This is a genomic window from Nocardia flavorosea NBRC 108225 (genome assembly GCF_001613385.1).
GTDB classification, from domain to species: domain Bacteria; phylum Actinomycetota; class Actinomycetes; order Mycobacteriales; family Mycobacteriaceae; genus Nocardia; species Nocardia flavorosea.
In genome coordinates this window covers 75,222-100,712 of the sequence record NZ_BDCG01000010.1, presented here as the reverse complement: position 1 = coordinate 100,712, position 25,491 = coordinate 75,222, and the positions used below count along the sequence as shown (strand labels likewise).

Below are 25,491 nucleotides of genomic sequence, written 5' to 3'. Positions count from 1 at the left end.
GCTCAGTTCTGCTCGTCGTCGGAGTAGCCACCCTGTTCGGCGAGGAAGCGTTCGAACTCGGCACCCAGTTCCTCCCCGCTGGGCAGTTCACCCTCACCGACCAGCAAACTGGACTGGCGTTCCTGAGCGGTGACGAAGGTGTCGTACTGGCGCTCCAGCGCTTGGACGACCGTCTCCACCTCGGCATTGCCGGAGATATGTTCGTTGACCTGCTCACGGACACGCGCCGCGGCCTCTCCGAGGGCCGCCAGCGGGAATTGCAGCCCGGAGTTCTCGCCGAGATGTTCGAGCAAGGTCTGCGCGGCCTCGGGGTAGGACGTCTGCGCCAGATAGTGCGGGACGTGCACCGAGAACCCCAGCGATTCGTGGCCGTGCTGGGCCATCCGGTACTCCAGCAGGGTGGAGGCGCTGGCCGGAACCTGTAGTTCACCGGGCCAACGCTGGTTGTCCGGGATGAGGTCGCGGTTGGAGGAGTGCGCCGTCACCCCCAGCGGACGGGTATGCGGGATCGCCATCGGAATGGCACTGAGGCCGATACTGCGGCTCACCCCGAGCTGTTCGGCCAGCAGCCGCACCGCGGTGGTGAACTTCTCCCAGCGCAGGTCGGGTTCCATCCCGGCGAGGAGCAGGAACGGTGTGCCCGCGGTATCGCGCACGGCCCAAAGATTGAGCTCGGGTTCGGCGTAATCGGCGAAATGATCGGTTTTGAAGGTCATCAGCGGGCGTCGCGACCGGTAGTCGAGCAGTTCGTCGACATCGAACGACGCGACCAGTTCGCTTTCGAGGCTTTCCCGCAGATGGGTGGTCGCAAGCCGGACGGCGTGGCCGGCGTCGGAGTACCCCTCGAGGCCGTGCACCAGAACCGGCCCGGAGCCGTCGTCGGATGACAGCTGCGGAGCGGGGAACTCCAGTTCGTACATTCGCGACTCGTAATCCATCGCGTACTCCTTCCTGCGCGATCCGTCGGCGGCCGGTCGGGCAACTGCTGTGTCCGCTGCCGCATCGCGAGCCGCGAATCACACTTTATTGTCCCCCATGACGATGAACGACCACGCGGGGCCGTGCATCGGCTCTCTGCGGTGACAACAGCCGCCGCCGCCGGTGAATTCCCGGCCCCGAGCGGCCTCGATTCCGGATCGGGGTGGTGGGCGGCCGGTGAACGAAGGGAGTGTGGCACAGCCCTCGCACGGACGTACTGTTTTCGGCCCCGAGGGTTTCTCAGAACCGCATACCCGGTCCCCGGACAGCCGAATCCGTACACAAACCAGAAGTTATCCACAGACTTGTCTGGTTGCCGCATCGTCCCAGCTCGCGGCGGCGAGCAGGGAGAACTCCCGCTGCATGATCGGCTCATGACACCCGCAGCGACCTCCGTCTCACAATCTCCCGCCGCCCCGATCGACGCACCCGATCATTCGCGGCCGGCCCCCGCGGGCAGGGCAGCCACCGGAACCGGCACAGGTGGCCGTTGCCCGACCGCCCGGGCGCTGGCCGCTCGGCCGGCCGCGCCGACAGAAGCCGAGCCCGGGCGGCCACCTGTCCGGGCCGGCAATCCGGCCGGGTCCTCACTGCTCCGCTGCGCCGAGGGAACGACCGGTGAATACGAACGGTTGACCCGGCCTGCTCCGGCCCGGCTCGACGATCCGGGCGATCTCATCGCGGCGATTCCCGCCATGCTCGGTTTCCGTCCCGAACGTTCGCTCGTGCTGGCTGTGCTGTGTGCTGTACCCGGTGCACCGGACAGCGCAGTCATCGACCTCGTGGTCCGGTGCGATCTCCGGCAGCCCGACACCGGGCGGGCGTCCGATGAAGGCACCGTTGCCGCGGCGGTATCGCGGGTATGCGGCCGGCCCGGTGTGGTGGGAGTGCTCGTCGTCCTCGTCGACGAAGAATTGCCGGACCCGGAAGCGTCGCCGGCGCAACCGGTCCCGGTCCTCATTGCACTGCAGCGCCGGATGGCGGCCGCCGCCGTCCCGGTACGGGCCGTATGGGCGGTCAACTCGATCGGTGGCGGCCGGCCCTGGTGGAGTCTCACCGAGCCGGGCAGGCGCGGGCTGATCGCCGATCCGGTGGCCTCCCGAGTGACGCTGAATCGGGTCCTGGACGGCCGGCCGATCCGGCGGTGCCGTGGCGAACTCACCGCGCTGATCGCACCGGATCCCGCATTGTGTGCCCAGGTTTCGGCCGAGCTGGGTGCGGCGCAGGCCCGGGCCAAGGATCGGTACGCCGCGGCCGCCCGCCGGGAGGACCCGATCGGATTCCTGCGCGGCGAACTCGTCACCGTGCTCTGGTTGATCTCGAACACCGAATCCGGTGCCGATCTCGCGGCGCGCGAACTCGCCGATCTCGCGGTGGCATTACGCGACAGGGGGCTACGCGACTGCATGTTCGCGCTCGCCGCCACCGTGCACGCCGAGGCCGCCGAGCAGGTGTGGTCCCGGCTGGCGCGGGCGCTCGGCGGCGCCGACCGTGCCGAAACAGCCATGCTCCTCGGCTATTTCGCCTACGCCCGCGGCGACGGTCCACTCGCCGGGATCGCCTTGGACGCCGCCCTCGACGCGGACCCGCACCATTCCATGGCTACCCTCCTGCACACCGCGCTGGAGGCCGGGATGCGCCCGGAGCGCCTCCGCGACCTGGCGCGGTGCGGCAAGGACTGTGCCGCCACGCTCGGCGTGGATATGGACGCCGCACAGTGGTGAACGGTGTACCGGGATCAGCGGGCGCTGTGCGCCCGAGAGCCGAGGCTCTGCAGATATGCCCACGCGGCGGAAACGATCTCGTCGAGATCGTTGTGCTCGGGTTGCCAGCCGAGCTCGTCGACCGCCCGCTGACTGGAGGCGATGAGCACCGCCGGATCACCCGCGCGGCGGGGCGCGTCCACCGCGGTGATCGGCCGGCCGGTGACCCGCCGGCATGCCGAAATCACCTCGCGCACCGAGAACCCGGTACCGCTGCCGAGGTTGAACACCCGGTGGGTGCCCGCGGTAGCGGTTTCCAGGGCCAGCAGATGCGCCTGCGCCAGATCCAGAATGTGGATGTAATCGCGCACCGCCGTGCCATCCGGCGTGGGCCAATCGGTTCCGAACACCGAGATGGAATCCCGATGGCCCGCCGCGACCTGCAACACCAGCGGGATCAGATGGGTTTCCACCACCCGGTTCTCGCCGAGGCCGCCGTAGGCACCGGCCACGTTGAAATAGCGCAAACTCGTGGCGGCCAAGCCGTGCGCCACCGAATACGACGTGATCGCGTGATCGATGGCGAGTTTGGACGCACCGTAGGGATTGGTCGGCCGAGTGGGGGAATCTTCGGTGATCGGGACCTGCTCCGGTTCGCCGTACACCGCCGCGGTCGAGGAGAACACGAGCCGCGGAGTTCCGGTCTCCCGGATGGCCTCGAGCAGTGTGAGGGTTTTGACCACGTTGCCGTGCCAGTACTTCTCCGGCTGCTGCACCGATTCACCGACCAGCGATTGCGCCGCGAAATGCAGAACACCGTCGAAGCGCCGGGTGCGCAGCAGATCCGGCGCGATCTGCGCCATATCACCTTCGACGAATTCGACCCCCGCCGGCACCCCGTCCGCATTACCGGTCGACAGATCGTCCACCACGACCACGTCGTGTCCCTGCTCCCGCAGGACGAGCGCGCACACCCCACCCACATAACCGGCACCGCCGGTGACCAGAAGCTTCATGGATCAGACCAGCTTCACCTGGACGGCGTGGGCCATTTCATCGGGAAGTTCGAAACCCCCGTGTCCCGGAACGGTGATCACCACGGCCCCCGGCTTGCTCTCGACCGTTACGCGGGCATCGGGTACGACACCGGCCTCCCGCAGCCGGCCGATCACTTCCGGATCGGTCTGGATATGTTCGGCCAGCCGCCGCACCACGACGGCGTGAGTACGGCCCTGTGGCAGCTCGGAGAGCCGCTTCAGCGGTTCCTCGAGCAGATCGGCGGCATTGATACCGAGTTCGTCCAGACCGGGGATGGGGTTGCCGTACGGAGAGGTGGTGGGGTGATTGAGCACCTCGACCAGCCGCCGCTCGACATCCTCGCTCATCACATGTTCCCAGCGGCAGGCCTCGGCGTGCACGTTCTGCCAGTCGAGACCGATGATATCGACGAGCAGCCGTTCGGCCAGCCGGTGTTTGCGCATCACGGCGACCGCCATGCTGCGCCCCTTGTCGGTCAGCTCGAGATGCCGGTCACCCGCGACCAGGAGCAGCCCGTCGCGCTCCATCCGTGCCACGGTCTGGCTCACGGTCGGCCCGCTCTGCTCGAGGCGCTCCGCGATCCGGGCGCGCAGGGGTACTACGCCCTCCTCCTCGAGGTCGTAGATGGTACGGAGATACATCTCCGTGGTGTCGACCAGATCCTTCACTGTTGCCCCTTCGTCGGCACGAATTCTACCTGCGCACCAGCGACCCCGGTCGGACGGAGCGGGTCGCGTGACGCGATGGGAAAACCGGCGGCGCGCGGTTCGGCACCGCTGTCGCACATACATGTATTTCTACTGCATGACAACGTCGGATGGGGTCCCGCCCTTCCCGATACGGTTGCGATCATGGCCACTTCAGCACCGCAGGCACGATGCGACGACCCGCATGCGGCGACCGTCGTGTGGACCGACAGGTTTCTCGAGTACTCCTGGACGCCCGAGCACCCGATGAAACCGGCCCGGCTGCGGTACACCATGACGCTGGCGCATGCGCTCGGTGTACTGGACGGTATCGAAACGCTGGAGCCGGCCGCGGCCGATACCGGCGAGCTGCTCCGCGTGCACACCGGGGACTACATCGAGGCGGTACGCCGGGCAGTGCCCGCAGCGGCACCCGGCGAGGAACCGGTGGACCCGCCCTACGGTCTCGGATCCACCGACAACCCGGTATTCCCCAGGATGCACGAGGCCTCGTCGGTGATCGTGGGCGGCACGCTGGCCGCAGCCAGGGCGATCGCGGCGGGAACCACCCGGCGTGCGGTGAGTATCGGCGGCGGAATGCACCATGCCATGCCGGGGCGGGCGGCCGGCTTCTGCGTCTACAACGACGTCGCGGTGGCGATCTCCTGGCTGCTCGACCACGGTTTCGACCGGATCGCCTACCTCGACGTGGACGTCCACCACGGCGACGGCGTCCAGCACGCGTTCTACCGGGATCCGCGCGTACTCACTGTCTCGATCCACCAGCACCCCGCGACGCTGTGGCCGAATACGGGGTGGCCGGAGGAAACGGGCAGCGGATCCGGTGACGGCACTGCGATCAACCTTCCGCTGTTACCGGGCACCCGCGACCCGCAATGGTTACGCGCCTTCCATGCGGTCGTACCCGGTGCGATAGCGGCGTTCCGTCCGCAGCTGATCGTCAGCCAGTGCGGAGTCGACACCCACCGGGAGGATCCGCTGGCCGATCTCGAACTCGGTATCGAGGGACAGGTAGCCGCCTTTGCCGCCATGCGGGATCTGGCCGATCGGTATGCCGAGGGCCGCTGGCTGGCGGTCGGTGGCGGCGGGTACGGCTTGGTTCGAGTGGTGCCGCGGGCGTGGACCCAGCTCCTGGCACTCGCTCTGGACCGTCCGGTGGACCCGGCGACCGCGATACCGCAGGATTGGATCGATCTCGTGCACACCGAAAGGCCGCGGATATCGCCGCCCCGCACGATGGGCGACGGTGTGGATATCGCGTTCCAGCGCTGGGACGGTCCAGGGGGGACCGCGGAAACCGGGGACGCCCGGATCGATCGCGCACAGCGTGCGGTCGATACCGCCGTCCTCGCCACCCGCCGCGCGTGCTTCGGCCCGCTCGGCCTGGATCCGGAGGACCCGCGTGACTGAATCGGAAACCGTTCCCGACGACCCGGCCCCCGCGCCGCAGCACTGGCACGCCGACGTCCTGGCCTCCGACGGCGGTGTGGTGCGATTGCGTCCGATCACTCCCGCGGACGCCGACGAACTGCAGCGGTTCCACACCGCACTTTCCGAACGCACCCGATATCTCCGCTACTTCGGGCCCTACCCCCGGATCTCCCCGAAGGACCTGTACCGCACTACCCATGTCGACTATCGCGATCGGGTCGGTCTGGTGGTCGTGCTCGGGGATTCGATCATCGCTGTGGGCCGGTACGAACTGCTCGACCGTTCAGGCAAGCGTTCCGCGGAGGTGGCCTTCGTCGTGGCGGACGGTCACCAGGGCCGCGGCCTCGGTTCGATTCTGCTGGAGCATCTGGCGGGGGCGGCCGCGGAGAACGGGATCGAAACCTTCGTCGCGGAGGTACTCGCGGAGAACACGGTAATGGTCACCGTGTTCCGGGAAGCCGGTTACCAGGTGGAACGCAGCCGTGACGGATCGGTACTGCACCTCGAATTCGCCATCGATCCCACCGAGGCGCTGCGTTCGGTCCGGAACGCGCGCGAACGGGCCTCGGAGGCCCGCAGCGTCGGCAATCTACTCGCGCCGCGTTCGGTGGCGGTTATCGGTGCCACCCCCAGTACGGGGCGGGTCGGTGGGGTGGTCTTGGCGAATCTGCTCGACGGTTCGTACCACGGTGCCGTATATCCCGTGAATCCCGGCCGCCGTTCGGTGCGTGGGGTGCACGCCTATCCGACGGTGCGGGATATCCCCGAGGAGGTGGATCTGGCGGTGGTGGCGGTGCCGGCGGCCGAGATCGGTTCGGTGCTCGACGACTGTATGGCCAAGGGCGTCAAGGGTCTGCTGGTGTTGTCGGCCGGATTCAGTGAAACGGGGGAACAGGGCCGCGGGCCCGAAGCGGGGCTGGTCGCGGCTGCCCGTGGCCACGGGATGCGGGTGGTCGGTCCCAGCGCTCTCGGTATCGCCAACACAGATCCCGCGATCGGCCTCAACGCAACCTTGGCCTCGGTGTTACCCGGTCGCGGGCGAATCGGCTTCTTCTGCCAGTCGGGCCCTTTGGGCGTGGCGATCCTGGCCGAGGCAGCGACCCGGAACCTGGGCCTGTCCACCTTTGTATCCGCCGGTAATCGCGCCGACGTCTCCGGTAACGACCTCCTGCAGTATTGGGATACCGATGCCGATACCGATGTGATCCTGCTGTACCTGGAAAGTTTCGGTAACCCGCGGAAGTTCTCCCGGATCGCACGCCGGGTCGCGCGGAACAAGCCGATCGTGGCCGTGAGTCCGAGCCGGCTGGCGGCACGCGGGGATTCGGGCGGAGAACTGGACCGCGCCGTAGTCCGTGACCTGTTCGCACAGTCCGGTGTCGTTCAGGCGGAGTCGATCTCGGAGATGTTCGACTGCGCGGCGCTTCTGGGCTACCAACCGCTACCGCGCGGTCCACGCCCGGCGATCGTGGGAAATAGCACGGCCCTCAACTGGCTCACCGCCGACGCCGCACGTAGCGAGGGTCTGAGTGCCGCGGAACCGGTGGACCTCGGGCCGCAGGCAACGCCCGAGGATTACCTCACCGCCGTCACCGCGGCCTTGCGCGCGGACGAAACCGACGCGGTGATCGTTATTTTCGCGCCCCCGATCCCGGTGCCGCAGACGGGTTACGCGGAAGCGATCCGCACCGCGGTGGCCACCGTATCCGGTGATAAGCCGGTACTCACCACCTTCGCCGGCGGGGACGGCATTCCCGATCTGCTCGCGGTGCGTGGCCCCGGGGCTGCGGCCATCCGCGGCTCCATCCCGTCGTTCCCGGATCCGGCGCGTGCGGTGCGGGCACTGGCCCGGGTACAGCGTTATGCGCGCTGGCGCGATCGCCCGGTAACTCCGGGGCACGACGGCACCACGCGGCCGGAAGCCGATCTGTGCCGGCCGGCCGGGATCGACAGCGAACGTGCGGTCGCGTTGATGGCTCGCTGGATGGGCGATTCCGGTGGCGGCCGCCGGCTGGCCGACGACGAGACAGTCGCACTCCTTGCCTGCTACGGAATCTCCGTCGTCGACTTCCGCGCGGTCCGCGATGCCGATTCGGCGGTGGCCGCCGCCGGCGAACTCGGGTTTCCGGTGGCCGCAAAGGCGACGAACGAGAGCTGGCGGCGGCGGCCCGATATGAGTTGGGTGCGATTGGACTTGTGGCGGCCGGAAGCGGTCCGTCAGGCCTACCGTGACTTGGTGGAATTGTGCGGCGACCCGCTCCTGCATATCCAGCGGATGGCCCCCAAAGGGGTCGGCTGCGTGCTGCGGGTACAGGACGATCCGGCGTTCGGCTCGGTCATCGAATTCGGGCTGTCGGGCCCGATCATCGAACTGCTGGGTGATCGGGCCTATCGCGCGCTGCCACTGTCGGCAGAGGAGGCCGCCGCCCTGATCGACGCCCCCCGGGCCGCGCCGCTGCTGAACGGCACACCGGCCAGTCCCCGGGTCGACAAGGCCGCCCTGATCGACCTGACCCGGCGTATATCGGCGCTGTTCGACGACCTCCCGGAGATGCGGGAACTGTCGTGTGAGCCGGTCTTGGCCAGCCCGGAATCGGCCGCGATCCTGTACGCCCGAGCCCGGATCGGTCCGCAGCCGAGCCGTTTCGACACGGGTCCTCGTCGGCTGGGCTGAAGCTCGTTATCGATCCCGACCGGGAGAAATATCGACCGCGTTCAGCCTGCGGGCTGTGGCGCCACCCGCAGCGGGCCACTGCCCGCGGTCCGTGGCCGCAGCGGGTGCCGGACCAGCGCGCAGGACGCAGCCGATGCTCACCGAACGATCGATGACCGGCCGGGAGGCCGGTCATCGCTGGTTTTCTCTCGAGTGTCCGGTACTCAGCTGGCGTAGGCGCGCAGCCGGTCGGCTCGTTCGCCCTTGCGGAGTTTCGACATGACCTCACGCTCGATCTGGCGAACCCGTTCGCGGGACAGACCGAACAGTTTGCCGATCTGATCGAGGGTGCGCGGCTGCCCGTCGTCCAACCCGAACCGCAATCGGATGACCTGCTGTTCGCGTTCGTCGAGGGTATTCAGCACGCTGCGGACATCGTGGTGCAGCAGGCCGGCGATCACGGCGTTTTCGGCCGATGTCGCCTCGGAATCCTCGATGAAATCGCCCAGCGGGGCTTCCTCGTCGTTGCCGACCGGCATATCCAGGCTCACCGGATCGCGGCTGTGGTCGAGTAGATCGGAGATCTTCTCCACCGCGATACCCGATTCGGCGGCCAGTTCGGCGTCGGTGGCTTCCCGGCCGAGCTGCTGATGCAGTTCGCGCTTGATCCGGGCGAGCTTGTTGACCTGTTCCACGAGATGAACCGGGAGTCGGATGGTGCGGCTCTGATCGGCCATACCGCGGGTGATGGCCTGCCGGATCCACCAGGTGGCATAGGTCGAGAACTTGAAGCCCTTGGCGTAGTCGAACTTCTCCATCGCGCGGATCAGGCCGAGATTGCCCTCCTGGATCAGGTCCAGTAGTGGCATCCCGCGGCCGGTGTACCGCTTCGCGAGCGAGACGACCAGTCTCAGGTTGGCTTCCAGCAGGTGCGACCGTGCCGCTTGTCCCTCCCGGACGACGATCGCCAGATCACGCTTGCGGGTCGCCGACAAACGCTTGCCGGTCTCCAGCAGGTGCTGGGCATAGAGACCCGCCTCGATACGCTTGGCCAGTTCTACTTCGTCGGCGGCGGTGAGCAGCGCGGTCCGGCCGATCCCGTTCAGGTACACGCGTACCAGGTCGGCGGCGGGGCTCTGGGCGTCGAGGTCCATATCACTGGGGCGCACACGAGTGGTGGCGGGGCTTGTCATGACTTGCCTCCTGTCGGTGGTGTCTCACTCCGAACAACGGACCCGACATAGGGAAAGTTCCCTCGCCAGGCGCGGATAAACCGCTCTGAACTGCGGTTTTCAGCGTTGCGTTCTGAGAAGTTCCTGAGAACGGAACGGTCCGGGACACCGGAACGGCCACTGCCGCTGGATGAGCGTCTAGACCGGGTGCACCAGTCCGTGCCGCACCAAGCTCATGACCACTCCCAGCGCCGCCGCCGCAAATTCCGGGTCCACCTCGTGGAATCCCTGGGACAATGCCAGCAGTTCGATCAGTTCGTACAACGGCAGACCGTCGGATCGCATTCCCGCCAGCAGGGAGACAGTGATCTCGTCGACCTCGTGTTGCCAGCGCGGCCCGTCGCCGCGGTGCAGGCGGGTCACCTGCCGGTCCCAGCCGTTGTCGCCGGGCAGATAGACCCGTTCCAGCGCCGTCGCCGGATCGACCCGGTAGCGGGATTTCCACGCGCGGGCCGGCTCGGCTGCTACCTCACGCAACCACGCCGACCGTTCGAAATGAGCGAGCGCCTCCGCGCCGAGCGGGTCCTCGAAACCGTGGGTCAGATCCTCGGCCAGGATCTCTGTCGGCCCGTCGAACGCACGCAGGTAGACGAACCCGAACCCGATCCCGGTCACGCCGGCCGCGTCGAGGGCGGCGAGCCATTCCTCGGCGCGTTCCTGGGCCGCCGGGCTCCGCGGATCCAGGCCGGCGTCGCGTAGCCAGGTGCCGACGTAGAGCGCCGGGTCGGCAATATCACGCTGGACGACCCATGCGTCGATACCCTGGGCGGGCAGCCAGCCGGAAACGCGCTGCCGCCAATCCTCCTCCTCGGTGTGGACCCAGGCAGCGAGTACGGCCGCAGTCCCGCCGGGCACGAGCAGGTCCGGGATACGGGAGAGCACCAGTTCGCTGGCCCCGTCGAGGGCGAGCCCGGAATCCCGGTAGGTGTGCTCGATCCGCGCCGGACCGACGACGAACGGGGGATTGGCGACCACCTGATCGAACGTGCGCCCGGCCACCGGCTCGAACCAGGATCCGGGGAGGAGTTCGAGATCGAGTTCGTTCAGCGCGGCGGTGGCTTCGGCCAGCCACAGCGCGCGCGGATTGATATCGGTGGCGGTCACCGAGCGGGCGTATCCGGCGGCGTGCACCGCCTGAACGCCACAGCCGGTACCGAGATCCAGCACCGAGCCGACGGGGGCGGTCGGTGTCGCCCGCAGCAACGACAACGAGGCGTGACCGACGCCGAGTACGTGGTCCTCGGTCAGCGTCCGGCGATGCATCGAATCGTCGAGGTCGGACAGAACCCACCGGTTACCCGCACCGGTATCGAGTGGGCGCAGGTCGAGGGCCGCGCGCACGAGATCGCCCTCGGTGGACAGGAGGCCGGCTGCGACGGCGTCGGCGACCACGACCGGTGCCAGTGCCGCGGCAACTTCGGCTTCCGGGACCGCATCGCCGAGCAGCAGCAGCCGCACCAGCGTGCCCAGATCGCCCGCGGTACGGGCGACGCGCCGCACGGGTACCGGCTCACCGCGACCGAGGGCGCTGTGTACCTCGGGACCCAGGACCTCGAGTAGCGTGTCGGCGTCGTAGCCCACACGGATCAGGGCCGCGCGCAGGTCCGGGCACAGTGCGGTCAGCGGTGAGATGGCGGGCGATCCGTGTATGGGCACAGCAGTACTCTGCCACTCGCGTGCGGCGCTGCCGGTGTCCGGACGCGGCAGTTATCCGTCGATCGCGTCGTGGCGGCGTTCCTCGAGCGCGGTGCGCGGTGGGTCCCAGCGGCTGGGCTCGTTCTTGTCCCGGGGCGGGCGATCGTTGGCGATGAGCACCGCCACCCACGGCAGGGGGACGGATGCCGCCATGATCAGGATCGCGATCAAAGCGTTCCCGAACACCGAGTAGGAGATACCGGCCAGGATCAGTGCGGGGATCCGGAACGCCATGATGATCGTGTAGCGGCGTACCCGGGCGCGATGCTGGTCCTGGAACGACGGCGCCGCCTCGGTGATCAGGGCCGCGTGTTTCGCGTCGTCACCGGGAAAGTATCCGGACGAACGGGTGGGACGGGCCGGCCGCGGTGCGCCGATGTCTTCACCGAGACCGCTCGCACCGGCGTCGATATGCTCCGAGCCGCGCCCGGAGTCTTCGCCGTGCTGCTGCATACCTTCGAGTCTTGCACTACCGCGGCGTGGGCGTAACCCCGGTGGGTACCCGGCGGTGCGTGAGGACGGCCGCGCGGTACGGCATCATGGAGTGCGTGAGTACCGATACTCTGGTTCGCCCCGATACGACCACCGACGAAACCACCGGTGACGACACCCCGAAATTCTTCCACTACGTGAAGAAGGACCGGATCGCCGAGAGTGCCGTGATGGGCACGATGGTGGTCGCGCTGTGCGGTGAGGTCTTCCCGGTGACACGCTCGGCGAAGCCCGGCTCGCCGGTCTGCCCCGAATGCAAGAAGGTCTACGAGCAGCTGCGTAAGGGCGACTGAACGCCGGATCAGCGCATGGTCGACGGCGCCGGTTTGCCACCGGTGCCGTTGTGGCGTGTCTGCCCGCGTCGCTGCGGCGGGATCCGGTGCGAACCCGGTTCCGGCGGCTCATGGTCCTCCCCCGGCGGTGTATCGCGTCGCTTGGCCAGCCAAGCCCTGAACTGTTCGATCCGGGTCGCCCGCGCCGGCCAGAACTCCTGTACGGCGGCATTGAACTCGGCGCCGAGGATCACCGCGAAACCGAGGAAGAACGTGAACAGCAGAAAGGCGATCGGGGTGGCCAGCGCGCCGTAGGTGACACCGGTGCGGGTGACCAGCGTCAGGTATCGGCGCAGCACTTCGCTGGCCGCCATGAAGAACACCCCGGCCAGCAGCGCGCCCCAGAACAGCCGGTGATACGGCAGTGAACTGTGCAGAGCGAATTTGTACAGCGTGGCCAGGCCGACGATGAGCAGTAGGCCCACCGCGGGGTAGTAGAAGGAATCGATCAGTCGCAGCCCGGGTTCGCGCCAGGTATCGGGCAGGATCCGGCCGATCAGTACCGGCCCCAGGGCGACCAGCGGCAGGATGAACACCGCCGCGATCAGGAACTGGACGTACAACAGCAGGGCGAAGATACGCTGCCAGACAGGATGGCGCGCGTCCTGCTGGCCGTGTGCTTCCACGATCGCGTCGACGAAGGTCGCCATCGCCGACGAGCCCGCCCAGAGCGAGAGCACGAAGCCGACCGAGACGAACGCGGCACGGCCCTGCCCCAGGACATCGCGGACCGTCGGTTCGATGAGATCGGTGACGACGCTGGGGTTGAACAGATCACGGCTGAAGGTCAGGATTTTCGATTCGACGATCTCGACGGTGTCGGGTCCGAACAGGCCGCTGACGTACCCCAGGCCGCCCAGCAACCCGAACAACAGCGGGACCAGCGATAACGTCTGCCAGAAGGCCGCGGCGGCGGATTTGGCGAAGATCGAATCGTTCCACGACTTCACCGCCACCCGGACGATCAGCCGCCGGGTCTGGACGAGGGCATGCCGCAGCCACGAGGTATCGCGCGGGCTCCCGTGTCCGTTCCCGTAGCTGTGCATGATCAGTCCAGCATCTCTCACCCGCGCACCCTGTGGCGTGGCGCACGGTGAACGTGTCGGCGGGCGGCAGGTGAATCACCGGTTACCCGATGCGATGGGATCGAGGTGTGACACCCGTCGCGACGGCCGCGCCGGTTTGGCGCCATGGCGGCGACGGCCGCTAGTGTTTGTCTCCGTGACCGATACGAGCGGCGCCACGGCGACGGCAGTTCCGGGCGCATCCCTGCGTGCCTGGCAGCGGCGCGCCCTGACCCGTTATCTGGCCACCAAACCCCGTGATTTCCTTGCTGTTGCGACCCCGGGCGCCGGTAAGACCACGTTCGCGCTGCGGGTGGCCGCCGAACTGCTGGCCGATCGAACGGTCGACCAGATCACCGTGGTCGCGCCGACCGAGCATCTCAAACACCAGTGGGCCGCCTCGGCGGCGCGATCGGGGATCGCGCTGGATTCGAATTTCTCCAATACGACCGGCGCCACTTCGGGGGACTATCACGGCGTGGTCGTCACCTACGCCCAGGTGGCGGCGCATCCGTTCAAGCATCGGGTGCGCACGGAGAACCGTCGCACGTTGGTGATCCTGGACGAGATCCATCACGCGGGCGACGCCAAGAGCTGGGGTGACGCGGTGGCCGAGGCCTTCGGCGACGCCACCCGGCGGCTGGCGCTGACCGGTACCCCGTTCCGCAGTGACGACAGCCAGATCCCGTTCGTCACCTACGAACCCGACGAAGCCGGTCTGCCGCGGTCGCGGGCGGATCATTCCTACGGTTATTCGGAGGCGCTGGCCGACGGTGTCGTGCGCCCGGTGGTTTTCCTCGCGTATTCGGGTGAGGCGCATTGGCGCGACAGCGCGGGCGAGGAGTACACGGCCCGGCTCGGCGAACCGCTGAACGCCGAGCAGACCGCCCGGGCGTGGCGCACCGCGCTCGACCCCGCGGGCGACTGGATCTACGCCGTCCTGCGCGCCGCGGATATGCGGCTCGCGCAACTGCGCGAGGGCGGTATGTCCGATGCGGGCGGTCTGGTGATCGCCTCCGACCAGGAACGCGCCCGGTTGTATGCCGAACTCCTGGAACATCTCACGGGTAACAAACCGGTACTGGTGCTGTCCGACGACCCGACGTCCTCGGCCCGGATCGGTGAGTTCGCCACCGGTAATCAGCCGTGGATGGTCGCGGTGCGCATGGTGTCCGAAGGGGTGGACGTCCCGCGGCTGGCGGTCGGGGTGTACGCCACCAGTGCCTCCACACCCTTGTATTTCGCGCAGGCCATCGGCCGTTTCGTGCGTGCCCGCCGGAGTGGTGAGACGGCCAGTGTGTTCCTGCCCTCGGTGCCCGTTCTGCTGGATCTGGCCGCGCAACTGGAGGTACAGCGCGACCATGTGATCGGGAAACCGCATCGGGAGAAGGACGGTCTCGACGACGAGCTGCTGACCGAGGCGAACAAGCAGCGCGACGAACCCGGTGAGGAAGAGAAACGGTTCGTCCCGTTGGCCGCCGACGCCGAACTCGACCAGGTGATCTACGACGGGTCTTCGTTCGGCACGGCAACGTTCTCCGGTAGTGCCGAAGAGGCGGATTACCTGGGTATTCCGGGTTTGCTCGACGCCGAGCAGATGCGTGCACTCCTGCGGGAACGTCAGGCGCGTCAGGTCGCCGAGCGGTCCAAGCCCGAACCGGTTTCCACCACACCGGTTCCCGACCCCGCCGGTGGGGCCGCCGCCGGTAATGCCGCCGAGCGGGTGGCGACCGCCGACAAACTGGGTGAACTGCGTCGCGAACTGAACAGTCTGGTCGCGATGCATCACCACCGCACAGGTAAACCGCACGGAGTCATCCACGGCGAACTGCGCCGCCAGTGCGGTGGCCCGCCGACAGCGCTCGCCACGGCAGATCAGCTGACCGAACGTATTGCCGCGTTGCGACGGATGTGATGATCTGGCCGGCGGGCCAGGCTGTCGCGGCGCGGGTAAGAGCGTCGTAACCGGCGCCGTCGCGTGCGCGGAGGAACGGGCCGTACAGGACCGTCGTATAGAACCCGGCGAGTCCTGCGGTATCGGTATCTGCGGATAATTCGCCGTCGAAGACGCCGCGGCGAGTAGTGCGCGGACCATGGTGCCGGCTTCCCGGTGGGGAACGTCGCGACGTCTGCTGTTCGGGTGGTGTGCACGCCCCTCAGGACGACCACGCAGCCGTGGGATCGGTGCCCCGGCCATGGGCGACTCCCAAGGGCCTCGTTCCGAGGGCCAGGCCGGCCGCGCTGCGCTCGGACGCTACGGTGCTGCCGACGATATCGCCGCCGCTCGCGTTCCTCGGCGGTCCGGCCGGCTCAGCATCACGGTGACCTTCGTCATGGTCGACAGCGGCGCGAATGCGTGACCGGTACCGGGCCGAGAGTGTGTGGCCGGCGGAAGCCGGACCGGGCATGGTTGTCTAGCGCTTCCTTTCCGAGCGTGCCCGGGCGCGGCCGTGCGCGGTCGCGAGCAGTTCCTGAACGGCCTCGGCGGTACGTGCTCCTGGGTCTACGACCGCCAGCCAGCCTGCGGTGCCGTACACGGGGTGGGCGACCACGGTGTCGCGGGCGCTCGGGTCGTCCTGGACGGAATTCGCGTCGCGTGGCGTATGGCCGGTCCATTTGCGGAAGGCATCCGGTCCGGCGCTGATATTCAGGCGAAAACTGCCCGGGCGGTCGAGCTGTGAGAGTTCGTCGCCCGGATAGTTCTTGGTCACGATGGTGGCGAACGGCTGCGTCCGGGCGGGGACCGCACCGCCGGGTGCGTAGTAGAAGAACGAATCGCCCCAGGAGAGCTCGGGAGACCCGTCGCCAGGGCCCGGCCGCAGCGTCAGCACGCCCTCGAACGCGGCGAGGTAATCGATGATCTCGTCGATGGTCATGAGTTCAAGCGTTACATTGAAGTGCTTGTGGAGACTTTCGGTCATATATCGGCAGGTAGTTGTTTCGAAATCCGCAACTCGGATGGTCTACGTACTGCGGAGGTCGCGCGGCGGACCGGGTACTCCGTTCAGCAGTTACGCAATCTGGAGCGTGACGGTGCGCTGCCCGCGGCGCCCCGGACCGCGGCCGGTTACCGCGTATACGGCGAGGCCCACGTCTGGTCGGCGCGCGCGTACCGTGCGCTCACCGCGGGGGCCGATCCGGGTTCAGCGAAAACGATCCTGCGCGCGGTGCACAGACGAGATCTGCGGAACATGTTCGCGCTGCTCGACACCGCGCACGCCCGACTCGACCGCGAACGCCGGGACCTCGACGCGGCGCGGACTGCGGCCCGTGCCATAGCGGACGAGCCCGTTGCCGGAATTCACCCGGCCGACGCCATGAATGTGTCCGAACTCGCCCGGGCACTGGGCGTGCGCCCCTCGACGCTGCGGCACTGGGACGCCGCCGGTGTGGTGGTGCCGCACCGTACCGGCCCCCGGGAAGCCCGCGTGTACACACCCGACGATGTCCGGGCCGCGCGGCTGGTGCACCAGCTCCGCCTCGCCGGCTACGGGATCGAATCCCTGCGGCAGTTGGTCCCCGAACTCCGCGGGTGGCGCCGCTGGGACGATCTGGCGGCGGCGCTGACGGCGCGCGACGCCCGGCTCGACTCTCGTGCGAATGCCCTGTTGGATGCTGCTGCCGCGCTGAGCGCGCTACTCGGCCTCTCCAGGGAAGGGTGACCGCCCGACACGTTCTGTTGCGCCCACTGCCGAGGGATCATGATCGGTCACCCGTGATCGAGAGCTACGCAGGGCAGCTCCTGCGGGCCGGCCCCGCACGGGCTGCCCTGCGTGACACATCACCGAGTCGGCCCGATAAGCGGCCGCGCAGCGCGGTTCGCAACGCTCACCGCACTGCTGGGCCTCCCGGTCGAGGTTCGTGCCTGTCGCGGCCCGAACCCGCAAACCGTCCTCGTCGTCGCGCGGACGCGACGTGGAGATAGTTCGTGATCTGTGGCCCCGAGCCGGTGGATCGGGTACCGCCGGCGGGCGCGCCGGCGGTACCCGGCAGCAACTGCCCGCAGGGACAGCGACGAGGTACCCGTCCTGGATCGGACCGTCGAGCGATGATGCCCGCCGGGGAATCCCCGGTGTCGAACACATTGTTCACACGTCGAAATACGTTGTGGGATCGACGGTGTTGAGCGGTATCCAGCGTGGAGATTCGGCGGGGGCCGCGGTATCGTCCGGCCCCGGATCATGACCGTAGCCCTGTAGGTCCAGTCCGAATCGGGGGTTCTCGTCCACTTGGCGCGCCACTGCGTAAAAGGTCGCCAGAACATGCACACATCGTTCGGTACGGGCGGTACAGGAGCAGTCGATCGCCGCCGGAACCGGAGCCACCGGCAGGCCCGCATCGGCCGCGGCGGCATACATCTCGTCGGTCGGCACCGTCGGTGCGATTCCCACAATCGGGGCCAGCGCGGTCACGACAGGCCGGGGGAGCGGTGTGAGTTCGATATGGGTGACCGATGCCTGACCGCCGCGGTGGATATGCCCCCGGACGATCCGGCCCTCGGCCTCGGTGCGGACGCCGTTGTTGCGGGCGATACTGCGCGCGCGGGGCAGCAGCGGATCCGGGCGGGTCTGGCGCAGTGGTTCGGCCAAGCGCACCCAGTCCATTCCCCAGCGGGTGTAACCGAATTCGTTGTCCGCCATCAGTTGCCTCGCTTCCGTCGCAGGATCTCGACCAGCCGGTCGTCGTCGAGCCGGGCCAGTTCGGCGATACCGGTACCGGCGCCGAAATCGGTCAGCGCGGATTTCCGCCGCTGCATATCCGCGATATGTTCTTCCACGGTGGTCGACGAGGTGAGGGTCGTGACGGTCACGGTGCGGGTCTGGCCGATGCGGTGCACCCGGTCGGAGGCCTGGGATTCGACCGCGGGATTCCACCAGCGGTCGAAATGGATCACATCGGCGGCTCGGGTCAGAGTGAGCCCGGTACCGGCTGCCCGCAGGCTCAGCACCAGTACCGGCGGGCCCTCGGGGGATTGGAAATCGTCGACGAGGGTGGCACGTTCGGTCTGTGAAAGCCCGCCGTGGAAGAAGGGCGCGGTGATCGCGAACTGTTCGTGCAGATGCCGGACCAGTAGCTCACCGGTGTCGCGGTACTGGGTGAAGATCAGTGTCGGCGCGGCATTGTCGAGATTGCCGGCGACGATATCGGTGCACAGGTCGAGCTTGCCGGATCGCCCGGCGAGTTCGGTTGTTTCGCCGCTGATGAGCCCGGGATGGTTGCACACCTGTTTCAAGGCGGTCAGTGCCGCCAGGATCCGGGTCTGCCGACCGGCGCCGGTGCCGAACCCCTCGTCCACGGCCCGGTCGAGCAGACTGTCGTACAGCCGTTCCTGCTCGAGGGTCAGATCGCACAGCAGATCCGAGTGGATCTTGGCGGGCAGTGAGGCAGCGACCTGATCCTTGCGGCGCGCCAGCAGAACGGGTTCGATCGCATCCCGCAGCCGCGCGGCAGCGTCGGACGAACCCTGTTCGATGGGTTTTACGAACCGGCGCCGGAACTGGGTGCGGTGCCCGAAGATTCCCGGTGCGACCAGATGCAGGAGCGCCCACAGTTCGTCGAGGTGATTTTCGACAGGCGTTCCGGTGAGGGCGACGACCGCGCCGGCGGACAGCGCCCGCGCCGCCTTCGCCACCTGGGTTCGCGGATTCTTCAGCGCTTGGGCCTCGTCGTAGGCGATCGTTGCCCACCCGGTGCCGGTGAGCCCGCTGCCGTGCAGGCGCAGCACGGGATAGCCGGTGACGACGACGGTTCCGGGTCCGGTTTCCACCGGCCCTCCCCGCCAGGGCACCGGCCGCAGACTCGGTGCGAATCGGTTGATCTCGTGCACCCAGTTGCCGACCAGGGAGGTCGGGCACACCACCAGTTGAGTGCCCTGCTCGGCGCGTTCGGTGAGTAGACCGATGGTTTGCAAGGTTTTGCCCAAACCCATCTCGTCGGCCAGGACCGCGCCACCGTGGCGTGTGACGGTGTCCCGCAGCCAGGCGATCCCCCGCACCTGATAGGGGCGCAGGTCGGCCTTCAACCGGGTCCGCATCCGATCGGCTGCCTCGGCGGTATCGCGAAGAACCGCGAGGGCGTGCTCGGCGTCCACGATCGCGGTGCCCTGGGCGTTGGGGACGGCGTGTGCGGCCACCGGAAGCTGCGCCGCGGCACCGGTCAGAGTCGATTGCCAGGCGCATGTCGAGTTTCCGGGACGGTCGACCGGGAGAGCAGCGAATCGTTCGGGATCCACCAGAGCGCAGTGGACCTGCGCGACCTGGAGGTGGGCGCTGCCCGCGCGGAGCTGCGCGGTGGTTCCGCCGGGAACGATCAGCGGCAGAGTCGCGGAATCGCCGAGCCCCGGGGGCGGCGGTCCGGTATCGCGACCCGTCCATGTCCACAGTGCGAACATGTGCCGATCGGGCAGGTAGGTGGTTTCGACGGTAGGCAGGGGGACCCCCAATATCAGCGTATTGCGTACGGAGTAATATTCGGAACGCGTACGGCACCGGATTTGTTCCGGGCGCCGCCGCACGGGCGGCGCCCGCACCGAGAACAGGGAGAACTATGGGCGGCTACCCGCATCGGCCGACCGCCGGAGCCATCATCCGGTGCACCGCTGGGCAGCGGTGCACGAACAAGCCCGCCGTACCCCGTGCGGTATCGCCGCGGCCGGCGAGGAGTTGGGCGGCGGTGCCCCGGCCGATTTCGGAGGCGCCGCCGATGCCGGCGATGGGCGCGCCCCGGGACCGGAGCCGACCGGGGCCCGGCGTGCACATCTCCGGCGGGGAGAGAGCAGGAAAGACTCATACGAAGGAGGTCTCGCTCATGACCCGTGGATACCATGTGAGCGAGCCGGGTCGGGTGGTGGTGGCCGCCGAGCGCCACTGTCCAGGGCTTCGCTCCTGTCGGGTGGGCCCAGCGTGAGCGAGTCGGCACCGAATGCGGCTGACCACGGCCAGGTAGAAGCCTCGGCCGGGAGTCGGAAAGATGGCACGAAGCGAGCCGGCGACCCGGCACGAACCCTGCTGGAGCTCTTGTGGCGGCACAGTCTGCCGCCGCGGACGGGTGGACGCGGCCCCCGGCAGACCGTCAGCGTCGACGATGTCGTCACCGCGGCGATCGGCCTGGCCGACCGGGAGGGCTACGAGAAAGTGTCCATCCGCGCCGTTGCCGCCGAACTGGGGTTGCGGCCCATGAGCCTGTACACCTATGTGCCCAGCAAGGAGGCGCTCACGGTGTTGATGGTCGATGCGGTCGCCGCTGCCGGCGCGCCGTTGCCCACCGATGTACCGGCCCGGGAGCGGCTGTCCGCGGTCGCCCGGCAGATCCGCGACGAATACCTGGCACATCCGTGGCTGTTCGAGGTGCCGTCGTGGCGGATGGTGCTGGGGCCGGGCCGGACGCGGCGCTACGAGCAACAGTTGGCCGCAGTGGACGGTATCGGTCTCGACGATCCCGGGATGGACCGGGTGATCTCTGTCCTCACCCAGTTCGCCACCGGGAACGCGCGCACCGCGCTCGCCGCAGCCCGCAGCAGTCGGGAGCAATCCGACGCCGACTGGTGGGAGACCTACGGGCCCCTGCTGACCGAGGTCATGCCCGCCGCCGAATACCCGTTGTCGACCAGGGTGGGGGCCGCGGTCGGCGAGCTGTATCAGGCACCGGGCGATCCGGCCGGAGATTTCGCATACGGGCTCGCGCGGTTGATCGAGGCGATCCTGCCCGGATGAGATGTGGCGGGCGACCGGAGGGTCGCCCGCCACGAATAAGCGGTGTTCTGTTGTTCGATGCTGTTGTGTCGGACGCGCGGACGGTCAGAGGGCGGGAGCGGACTCCGTGTCGATCACGGCGTCCAGCTCACGCAGTCGTTCCATATGTTCGTTCGCGTGATGCTGGCAGAAGAGCAACTCGCCACCTGCGGGCAGAACGGCACGCACACGGGCCGCCGCCCCGCAGCGATCGCAGCGATCGACCGCGGTCAGTGGGGTGCTAGTCAGGGTTCCTGGCATGACTCCTCCGTCCTGGCTTCCGGCACAGAGACCGTTCACCTGGTGTGAGGCCCGTGGTCACTCCGCGGGCTCGCTTCCGCTACTTCCCAGCAGTGGTATGACTACTCTGTCAGACGTTCCGGGCATTGGGTTTGTTCCCTGTGGGGAACGACTGTGTTTTCCCTAACACGACCAGCGGTTTCCGCCTGTGGCGAACACCTCCGGCCGGGCGTGGAAATTACGGTGTCCCGCTGCCCGGTACGACTGTCGAGTTGTGTATCGGAGGTTACCCGTGCCCTGTGACACTCACACCCTTGTTCACCTCTGTTCTCCCGGTGAGTGGGCCACCGCGCGGCAATGGGGTGGGCATCGGCCGGCCTCCCTGGCCACCGAGGGCTTCGTGCACCTGTCGGCGCCGCACCAGGTGCACCTGCCGGCGAACCGGCTTTTCGCCGGCCGGTCCGATATGCTGCTGCTCCGGCTCGATCCCGCGCGACTGGACGCCCCGGTGCGGTGGGAACCAGGCGTTCCCGGCGACGATCCCGCGCTACGTTTCCCGCACCTGTACGGTCCGATTCCGGTGTCAGCCGTGATCGGCGTGGAACCGTATCGGCCCGGCCCGGACGGGATGTACCTTCCACTGACCGGCTGACCGGCTGACCGGCTGACCGGCTGACCGGCCGACCGGCCGACCGGACCGGCTGCGCGCGTCCTCGTGCAAGGGCCGAGGGATGATGAGCGGCCGGCCCGGACAACGGCGAAGATCGCGGCCACAACCTGTTCCGGGTGCCCGGACGCGCAGCAGATCGGCGCCGGCACTACAGCCGAACGCTCGATTCACCCTCCGGTTCCGTGGCCAGTTCCCGGGCGAGGATCGCGGCCTGCACGCGGGACCGCAGTCCGAGCTTGGCCAATACCCGCGATACATGCGTTTTCACCGTCGTCTCCCCGATGAACAGCCGGGCGGCGATCTGCGCGTTGGACAACCCGGCGCCCAGGCAGTCCAGGACTTCGCGTTCCCGGCCGGTGAGATCGGCCACACTCGGGGAGGCTCCGGCCGGGGCGTGGAGTCCGTACCGGCGAAGGCCTGGATCACCGCGCGGGTCACCTCCGGGGCGAGAACACCGTCCCCGGCAGCGATCGCCCGGACCGCTTCGATCAGTGCCGGACCCGAGGCAGACTTCAGTCCTCGGTCATCGCCAGCACCACGCCCGCGGACAACGTCAGCCACGCCACCACCGCCCCCTGCATTTGGCGGTGGGTGCCGTAGACGACCGCCGCATAGATCAGATCGGAGTAGAAGAGCCATACCGGCAGCGTCGGCCCGAGCATCAGATCGAACGCCAGCGGGATCAGGCCCACCACCATGGCGATGATCGGCGCTCGCCGCCGCACCAGCAGTACCGCGCACACCATCGCCAGCAACGCGAAACGTGGTGCCAGTGGTGTGGACGGGCCGTCGGCGGAGACGAACAGCAGATGGAAGCCGGCCAGATACATCAGCGAGCCGAACGCGAACAAGACGATCGCGATGACGAGGTCCTTGCCCGTCGCCGATAATGCCGACCACCGTTGCATTCCTCGATCTCAGCACACCGCTCGCCGCGGGGAGTCCATCGAAATAACGATCCGCCGTCGTACTGAACACACCCCCGCATCGCTCGGTATCGTTCATGGTCACGGCATATTTCGGCCGTATGCGTTCTCGGCCCGCAGTGCCGGCCCGCAGCGGCCCGGACGGACGGGACCGGCGGATGACTGTCTACACCCAGCAGTTGGGCGGTACGAGTTATCGATTCGACGGTCTGGTGGAGGTGCTGGCCAAGGCCACTCCGCGCCGCAGTGGTGACGAACTGGCCGGATGCGCCGCGACCACGGACGCCGAACGGGCCGCGGCCCAGTGGGTGCTGGCAGATCTCCCGCTGGCCGAGTTCCTCGATCAGCCGGTGGTGCCGTACGAGACCGACGAGGTGACCCGGCTGATCATGGATACCCACGACCGGATCGCGTTCGCGCCGATCGCCTCGTGCACGGTCGGGGATCTGCGCGACCGGCTGCTGAGTATCGCGGCCGGTGAAGGGATCTCGGATCCCGCCGCGACGCTGCGTGATCTGGCGCCCGGTCTCACCCCGGAGATGGCCGCGGCGGTCGCCAAGATCATGCGGAACCAGGATCTCATCGCGGTGGCACGGGCGGTTCGGGTGCGGTCGGCCTTCCGGACGACCATCGGGCTGCCCGGTACGCTCGCCACCCGATTACAACCCAATCATCCGACCGATGATCCGCGCGGTATCGCGGCCGCCGTGCTGGACGGGCTGCTGCTCGGCTGCGGTGACGCGGTGATCGGGATCAATCCCGCTACCGATTCCCCGCGGGCGGCGGCCGATCTGCTGGCGCTGCTCGACGATATCCGCACCCGTTTCGACATCCCCGCTCAGTCCTGCGTCCTGGCCCATGTCACGACCACCATCGATCTGATCGCCGCGGGGGCACCGGTGGATCTGGTCTTCCAATCGGTGGCGGGAACGCAGGCCGCGAACGCCGCGTTCGGGGTGGATCTGGCGCTGCTGCGGGAAGCCGAGGACGCGGGGCGATCGCTGCGCCGCGGTACCGTCGGCGACAACGTCATGTATTTCGAAACCGGCCAGGGATCGGCATTGTCGGCGGGCGCGCATCTGGGTACGGGCGGGAAACCGGTGGATCAGCAGACGCTGGAGGCGCGGGCTTACGCGGTGGCCCGCGAACTGCGACCTCTTCTGGTGAACACCGTGGTCGGATTCATCGGCCCGGAGTACCTGTACGACGGCAAACAGATCGTCCGCGCGGGGCTGGAGGACCATTTCTGCGGCAAACTGCTGGGTCTGCCGATGGGAGTGGACGTCTGCTACACCAACCACGCCGAAGCCGACCAGGACGATATGGACACCCTGCTCACCTTGCTGGGTGCCGCGGGCTGTGCCTTCGTCATCGCGGTGCCCGGTGCCGACGATGTGATGCTCGGCTACCAGAGCCTGAGTTTCCACGACGCGCTCTATGCTCGCCGGGTGCTCGGACTGCGCCCGGCCCCCGAGTTCGCGGGCTGGCTGGACCGGCTCGGAATGCTTGACGATACCGGCCGGGTGCGGGCGATACCGCCGTCCGCCTCACCGCTGCGCGCCCTGGTATAGACGCCGCAAGCCGAACCGTTCGCTCCCCGCAGCGGTTCCCGACTCCCGCTCCGAGGGGCGGAACGCATCCTGTAGGCGTATGTACTCGCCGCCGGGCCGGTGCAACCGGTTACGGCGCAGAAGGGTTCGGGGATGATCGATCCGGGCGGAAAGGGTATGGACCATGGGGATCGGTAGCGACGGTTATCGGACGGGGACCGGCGCCGGCCATACGTTCTGGGCCGGATTACGCACGCTCACCCAGGCGCGGATCGGTCTGGGCCGGGCCGGTGATGCATTGCCGACCCGGCGGGTGCTCGAATTCGCCGCGGCGCATGCCCGTGCCCGCGATGCGGTACGCACTGCACTGGACGTGACCGCCTTCTCGGCGCGGATCGCGGCCCTCGGGCTCGGCGAACCGGTCCACGTAGCGAGCCGGGCACGCGACCGTGCCGAATACCTGCGCCGTCCCGATCTGGGCCGGCTACCGGCCGAGGGGCCGATTCCACTCGGCCCGATTCCGTCCGGCGCCGGAAACAGGCCGTCCATCGGCGTGGTTCTCGCGGACGGTCTTTCGGCCCGGGCTCTCACCGAGCACGGTCCGCTCCTGCTCGGGGCAATCGCGGAACTGTTGCGGCCGCGCTATTCGGTTGCCGTGCCCGTGGTGGCCACCCAGGCCCGGGTTGCGCTCGGTGACCATATCGGTGCCGCGCTCGGAGTGGCGACGGTTCTCGTACTGATCGGGGAGCGTCCCGGCTTATCGGTCGCGGACAGTCTCGGCGTCTATCTCACCCACCGGCCGCGTCCGGGTGCCACCGATGCGGACCGTAACTGCATTTCCAATATCCACCCGCCGGAGGGCCTGGATTACCGGCGGGCCGCGGAAGTGACGGCGGGCCTGGTCGACGGCGCGCACCGGCTCGGTCGCTCCGGTGTCGAGCTGAAGGATAGGTCCGGGGATCCGGTGTTGCCGGGGCCCGCGGCAGCCATCGACGAGAGCGAACGGTGACCCGGGGACCGGCACGCCACGGCCCCTGAGCATCGCGGGAA

Annotated in this window: 23 protein-coding genes and 1 pseudogene; 11 read left to right on the top strand and 13 right to left on the bottom strand. The window is 68.2% G+C overall.

Annotation, left to right across the window (positions count from 1 at the left end; translation table 11 throughout):
* Window positions 1-2 precede the first annotated feature (2 nt).
* The gene (locus NFL01S_RS11735) at window positions 3-938 is read right to left on the bottom strand and encodes a PAC2 family protein (RefSeq protein ID WP_062974343.1); all 936 of its coding nucleotides are present in this window, start codon (window positions 936-938) and stop codon (window positions 3-5) included.
* 414 nt (window positions 939-1,352) lie between these two features.
* Between NFL01S_RS11735 and NFL01S_RS11730 the strand changes: the two genes are divergently transcribed.
* Window positions 1,353-2,702: a DUF4192 domain-containing protein gene (locus NFL01S_RS11730; RefSeq protein ID WP_062974341.1), complete on the top strand. Its 1,350-nt coding sequence runs from the start codon at window positions 1,353-1,355 to the stop codon at window positions 2,700-2,702.
* 14 nt (window positions 2,703-2,716) lie between these two features.
* Here the strand turns inward: NFL01S_RS11730 and galE are convergent, their stop codons facing one another.
* Entirely contained in the window at window positions 2,717-3,697 is a 981-nt protein-coding gene (galE, locus tag NFL01S_RS11725; RefSeq protein ID WP_062974339.1) for a UDP-glucose 4-epimerase GalE, read from the bottom strand.
* A 3-nt stretch (window positions 3,698-3,700) separates the two neighbouring features.
* On the bottom strand, window positions 3,701-4,387 hold the full coding sequence (locus NFL01S_RS11720; RefSeq protein WP_033241493.1) for an iron-dependent transcriptional repressor DtxR: 687 nt from the start codon (window positions 4,385-4,387) through the stop codon (window positions 3,701-3,703).
* 183 nt (window positions 4,388-4,570) lie between these two features.
* Here NFL01S_RS11720 and NFL01S_RS11715 point away from each other — a divergent pair, with 183 nt between their 5' ends.
* The gene (locus tag NFL01S_RS11715; protein ID WP_062974610.1) at window positions 4,571-5,836 is read left to right on the top strand and encodes an acetoin utilization protein AcuC; all 1,266 of its coding nucleotides are present in this window, start codon (window positions 4,571-4,573) and stop codon (window positions 5,834-5,836) included.
* The gene (locus NFL01S_RS11710) at window positions 5,829-8,531 is read left to right on the top strand and encodes a bifunctional acetate--CoA ligase family protein/GNAT family N-acetyltransferase (protein ID WP_062974612.1); all 2,703 of its coding nucleotides are present in this window, start codon (window positions 5,829-5,831) and stop codon (window positions 8,529-8,531) included. Before NFL01S_RS11715 ends, NFL01S_RS11710 begins: the two co-directional genes overlap by 8 nt.
* Before the next feature lie 203 nt (window positions 8,532-8,734).
* Here NFL01S_RS11710 and NFL01S_RS11705 read toward each other — a convergent pair whose 3' ends face one another.
* From NFL01S_RS11705 to NFL01S_RS11695, 3 genes are all read right to left on the bottom strand, one after another.
* Entirely contained in the window at window positions 8,735-9,703 is a 969-nt protein-coding gene (locus NFL01S_RS11705) for a sigma-70 family RNA polymerase sigma factor (protein ID WP_062974337.1), read from the bottom strand.
* 177 nt (window positions 9,704-9,880) lie between these two features.
* Window positions 9,881-11,398, bottom strand: a complete 1,518-nt coding sequence (locus NFL01S_RS11700; protein WP_084492605.1) for a DUF7782 domain-containing protein — start codon at window positions 11,396-11,398, stop codon at window positions 9,881-9,883.
* 51 nt (window positions 11,399-11,449) lie between these two features.
* Window positions 11,450-11,890 (bottom strand): DUF3099 domain-containing protein, encoded by a 441-nt coding sequence (locus NFL01S_RS11695; protein WP_084492604.1) that lies wholly within the window; start codon window positions 11,888-11,890, stop codon window positions 11,450-11,452.
* Between the two features lie 95 nt (window positions 11,891-11,985).
* Here NFL01S_RS11695 and NFL01S_RS11690 point away from each other — a divergent pair, with 95 nt between their 5' ends.
* The gene (locus NFL01S_RS11690; protein WP_033242248.1) at window positions 11,986-12,222 is read left to right on the top strand and encodes a DUF3039 domain-containing protein; all 237 of its coding nucleotides are present in this window, start codon (window positions 11,986-11,988) and stop codon (window positions 12,220-12,222) included.
* Between the two features lie 8 nt (window positions 12,223-12,230).
* On the opposite strand, the gene NFL01S_RS11685 is transcribed toward NFL01S_RS11690, so the two are convergent.
* Entirely contained in the window at window positions 12,231-13,307 is a 1,077-nt protein-coding gene (locus NFL01S_RS11685) for a YihY/virulence factor BrkB family protein (protein WP_084492603.1), read from the bottom strand.
* Window positions 13,308-13,482: 175 nt separating this feature from the next.
* On the opposite strand from NFL01S_RS11685, the gene NFL01S_RS11680 reads away from it, so the two are divergent.
* Together NFL01S_RS11680 and NFL01S_RS35355 are read left to right on the top strand one after the other, a co-directional pair.
* Window positions 13,483-15,240 (top strand): DEAD/DEAH box helicase, encoded by a 1,758-nt coding sequence (locus NFL01S_RS11680; RefSeq protein WP_062974604.1) that lies wholly within the window; start codon window positions 13,483-13,485, stop codon window positions 15,238-15,240.
* 280 nt (window positions 15,241-15,520) lie between these two features.
* Window positions 15,521-15,685 carry a hypothetical protein gene (locus tag NFL01S_RS35355; RefSeq protein WP_157116468.1) on the top strand — a complete coding sequence of 55 codons (165 nt, stop codon included), beginning with the start codon at window positions 15,521-15,523 and terminating at the stop codon, window positions 15,683-15,685.
* Window positions 15,686-15,739: 54 nt separating this feature from the next.
* On the opposite strand, the gene NFL01S_RS11675 is transcribed toward NFL01S_RS35355, so the two are convergent.
* Window positions 15,740-16,201: a DUF6194 family protein gene (locus NFL01S_RS11675; protein WP_062974602.1), complete on the bottom strand. Its 462-nt coding sequence runs from the start codon at window positions 16,199-16,201 to the stop codon at window positions 15,740-15,742.
* 21 nt (window positions 16,202-16,222) lie between these two features.
* On the opposite strand from NFL01S_RS11675, the gene NFL01S_RS11670 reads away from it, so the two are divergent.
* Entirely contained in the window at window positions 16,223-16,987 is a 765-nt protein-coding gene (locus NFL01S_RS11670) for a MerR family transcriptional regulator (RefSeq protein WP_307615089.1), read from the top strand.
* 426 nt (window positions 16,988-17,413) lie between these two features.
* On the opposite strand, the gene NFL01S_RS11665 is transcribed toward NFL01S_RS11670, so the two are convergent.
* Window positions 17,414-17,965, bottom strand: a complete 552-nt coding sequence (locus tag NFL01S_RS11665; protein WP_062974336.1) for a hypothetical protein — start codon at window positions 17,963-17,965, stop codon at window positions 17,414-17,416.
* Window positions 17,965-19,716 (bottom strand): DEAD/DEAH box helicase, encoded by a 1,752-nt coding sequence (locus tag NFL01S_RS11660; protein WP_062974598.1) that lies wholly within the window; start codon window positions 19,714-19,716, stop codon window positions 17,965-17,967. The genes NFL01S_RS11665 and NFL01S_RS11660 overlap by 1 nt, the downstream gene beginning before the upstream one ends.
* 511 nt (window positions 19,717-20,227) lie before the next feature.
* Here NFL01S_RS11660 and NFL01S_RS11650 point away from each other — a divergent pair.
* Complete coding sequence (locus tag NFL01S_RS11650) at window positions 20,228-21,037, top strand: TetR/AcrR family transcriptional regulator (protein WP_307615087.1); 810 nt, start codon at window positions 20,228-20,230, stop codon at window positions 21,035-21,037.
* A gap of 84 nt (window positions 21,038-21,121) precedes the next feature.
* Here NFL01S_RS11650 and NFL01S_RS11645 read toward each other — a convergent pair whose 3' ends face one another.
* Window positions 21,122-21,316, bottom strand: coding sequence for a DUF7455 domain-containing protein (locus tag NFL01S_RS11645; protein WP_030521621.1), 195 nt, complete (start codon window positions 21,314-21,316; stop codon window positions 21,122-21,124).
* A 271-nt stretch (window positions 21,317-21,587) separates the two neighbouring features.
* Between NFL01S_RS11645 and NFL01S_RS11640 the strand changes: the two genes are divergently transcribed.
* Window positions 21,588-21,947 (top strand): DUF952 domain-containing protein, encoded by a 360-nt coding sequence (locus NFL01S_RS11640; RefSeq protein WP_062974333.1) that lies wholly within the window; start codon window positions 21,588-21,590, stop codon window positions 21,945-21,947.
* 166 nt (window positions 21,948-22,113) lie between these two features.
* On the opposite strand, the pseudogene NFL01S_RS37765 reads toward NFL01S_RS11640, so the two are convergent.
* A pseudogene (locus NFL01S_RS37765) lies at window positions 22,114-22,481 on the bottom strand (response regulator transcription factor); the annotation flags it as partial.
* Window positions 22,478-22,873, bottom strand: a complete 396-nt coding sequence (locus tag NFL01S_RS36070) for a hypothetical protein (protein ID WP_062974331.1) — start codon at window positions 22,871-22,873, stop codon at window positions 22,478-22,480. The gene NFL01S_RS36070 and the pseudogene NFL01S_RS37765, both read right to left, overlap by 4 nt.
* Window positions 22,874-23,049: 176 nt before the next feature.
* On the opposite strand from NFL01S_RS36070, the gene NFL01S_RS11625 reads away from it, so the two are divergent.
* Together NFL01S_RS11625 and eutC are read left to right on the top strand one after the other, a co-directional pair.
* Entirely contained in the window at window positions 23,050-24,462 is a 1,413-nt protein-coding gene (locus NFL01S_RS11625) for an ethanolamine ammonia-lyase subunit EutB (protein WP_062974594.1), read from the top strand.
* A gap of 163 nt (window positions 24,463-24,625) precedes the next feature.
* Window positions 24,626-25,450, top strand: coding sequence for an ethanolamine ammonia-lyase subunit EutC (gene eutC / locus NFL01S_RS11620; protein ID WP_062974329.1), 825 nt, complete (start codon window positions 24,626-24,628; stop codon window positions 25,448-25,450).
* Window positions 25,451-25,491 lie beyond the last annotated feature (41 nt).

Bases quoted from the DNA above. Each gene is read 5' to 3' on its own strand.
- NFL01S_RS11645 (WP_030521621.1), bottom strand. From the start codon at position 21,316: ATGCCAGGAACCCTGACTAGCACCCCACTGACCGCGGTCGATCGCTGC.
- NFL01S_RS35355 (WP_157116468.1), top strand. From the start codon at position 15,521: ATGGGCGACTCCCAAGGGCCTCGTTCCGAGGGCCAGGCCGGCCGCGCT.
- eutC (WP_062974329.1), top strand. From the start codon at position 24,626: ATGGGGATCGGTAGCGACGGTTATCGGACGGGGACCGGCGCCGGCCAT.
- NFL01S_RS11705 (WP_062974337.1), bottom strand. From the start codon at position 9,703: ATGACAAGCCCCGCCACCACTCGTGTGCGCCCCAGTGATATGGACCTC.
- NFL01S_RS11625 (WP_062974594.1), top strand. From the start codon at position 23,050: ATGACTGTCTACACCCAGCAGTTGGGCGGTACGAGTTATCGATTCGAC.
- NFL01S_RS11735 (WP_062974343.1), bottom strand. From the start codon at position 938: ATGGATTACGAGTCGCGAATGTACGAACTGGAGTTCCCCGCTCCGCAG.
- NFL01S_RS11660 (WP_062974598.1), bottom strand. From the start codon at position 19,716: ATGTTCGCACTGTGGACATGGACGGGTCGCGATACCGGACCGCCGCCC.
- NFL01S_RS11685 (WP_084492603.1), bottom strand. From the start codon at position 13,307: ATGCACAGCTACGGGAACGGACACGGGAGCCCGCGCGATACCTCGTGG.
- NFL01S_RS11675 (WP_062974602.1), bottom strand. From the start codon at position 16,201: ATGACCATCGACGAGATCATCGATTACCTCGCCGCGTTCGAGGGCGTG.
- NFL01S_RS11715 (WP_062974610.1), top strand. From the start codon at position 4,571: ATGGCCACTTCAGCACCGCAGGCACGATGCGACGACCCGCATGCGGCG.
- NFL01S_RS11665 (WP_062974336.1), bottom strand. From the start codon at position 17,965: ATGGCGGACAACGAATTCGGTTACACCCGCTGGGGAATGGACTGGGTG.
- galE (WP_062974339.1), bottom strand. From the start codon at position 3,697: ATGAAGCTTCTGGTCACCGGCGGTGCCGGTTATGTGGGTGGGGTGTGC.
- NFL01S_RS36070 (WP_062974331.1), bottom strand. From the start codon at position 22,873: ATGCAACGGTGGTCGGCATTATCGGCGACGGGCAAGGACCTCGTCATC.
- NFL01S_RS11730 (WP_062974341.1), top strand. From the start codon at position 1,353: ATGACACCCGCAGCGACCTCCGTCTCACAATCTCCCGCCGCCCCGATC.
- NFL01S_RS11695 (WP_084492604.1), bottom strand. From the start codon at position 11,890: ATGCAGCAGCACGGCGAAGACTCCGGGCGCGGCTCGGAGCATATCGAC.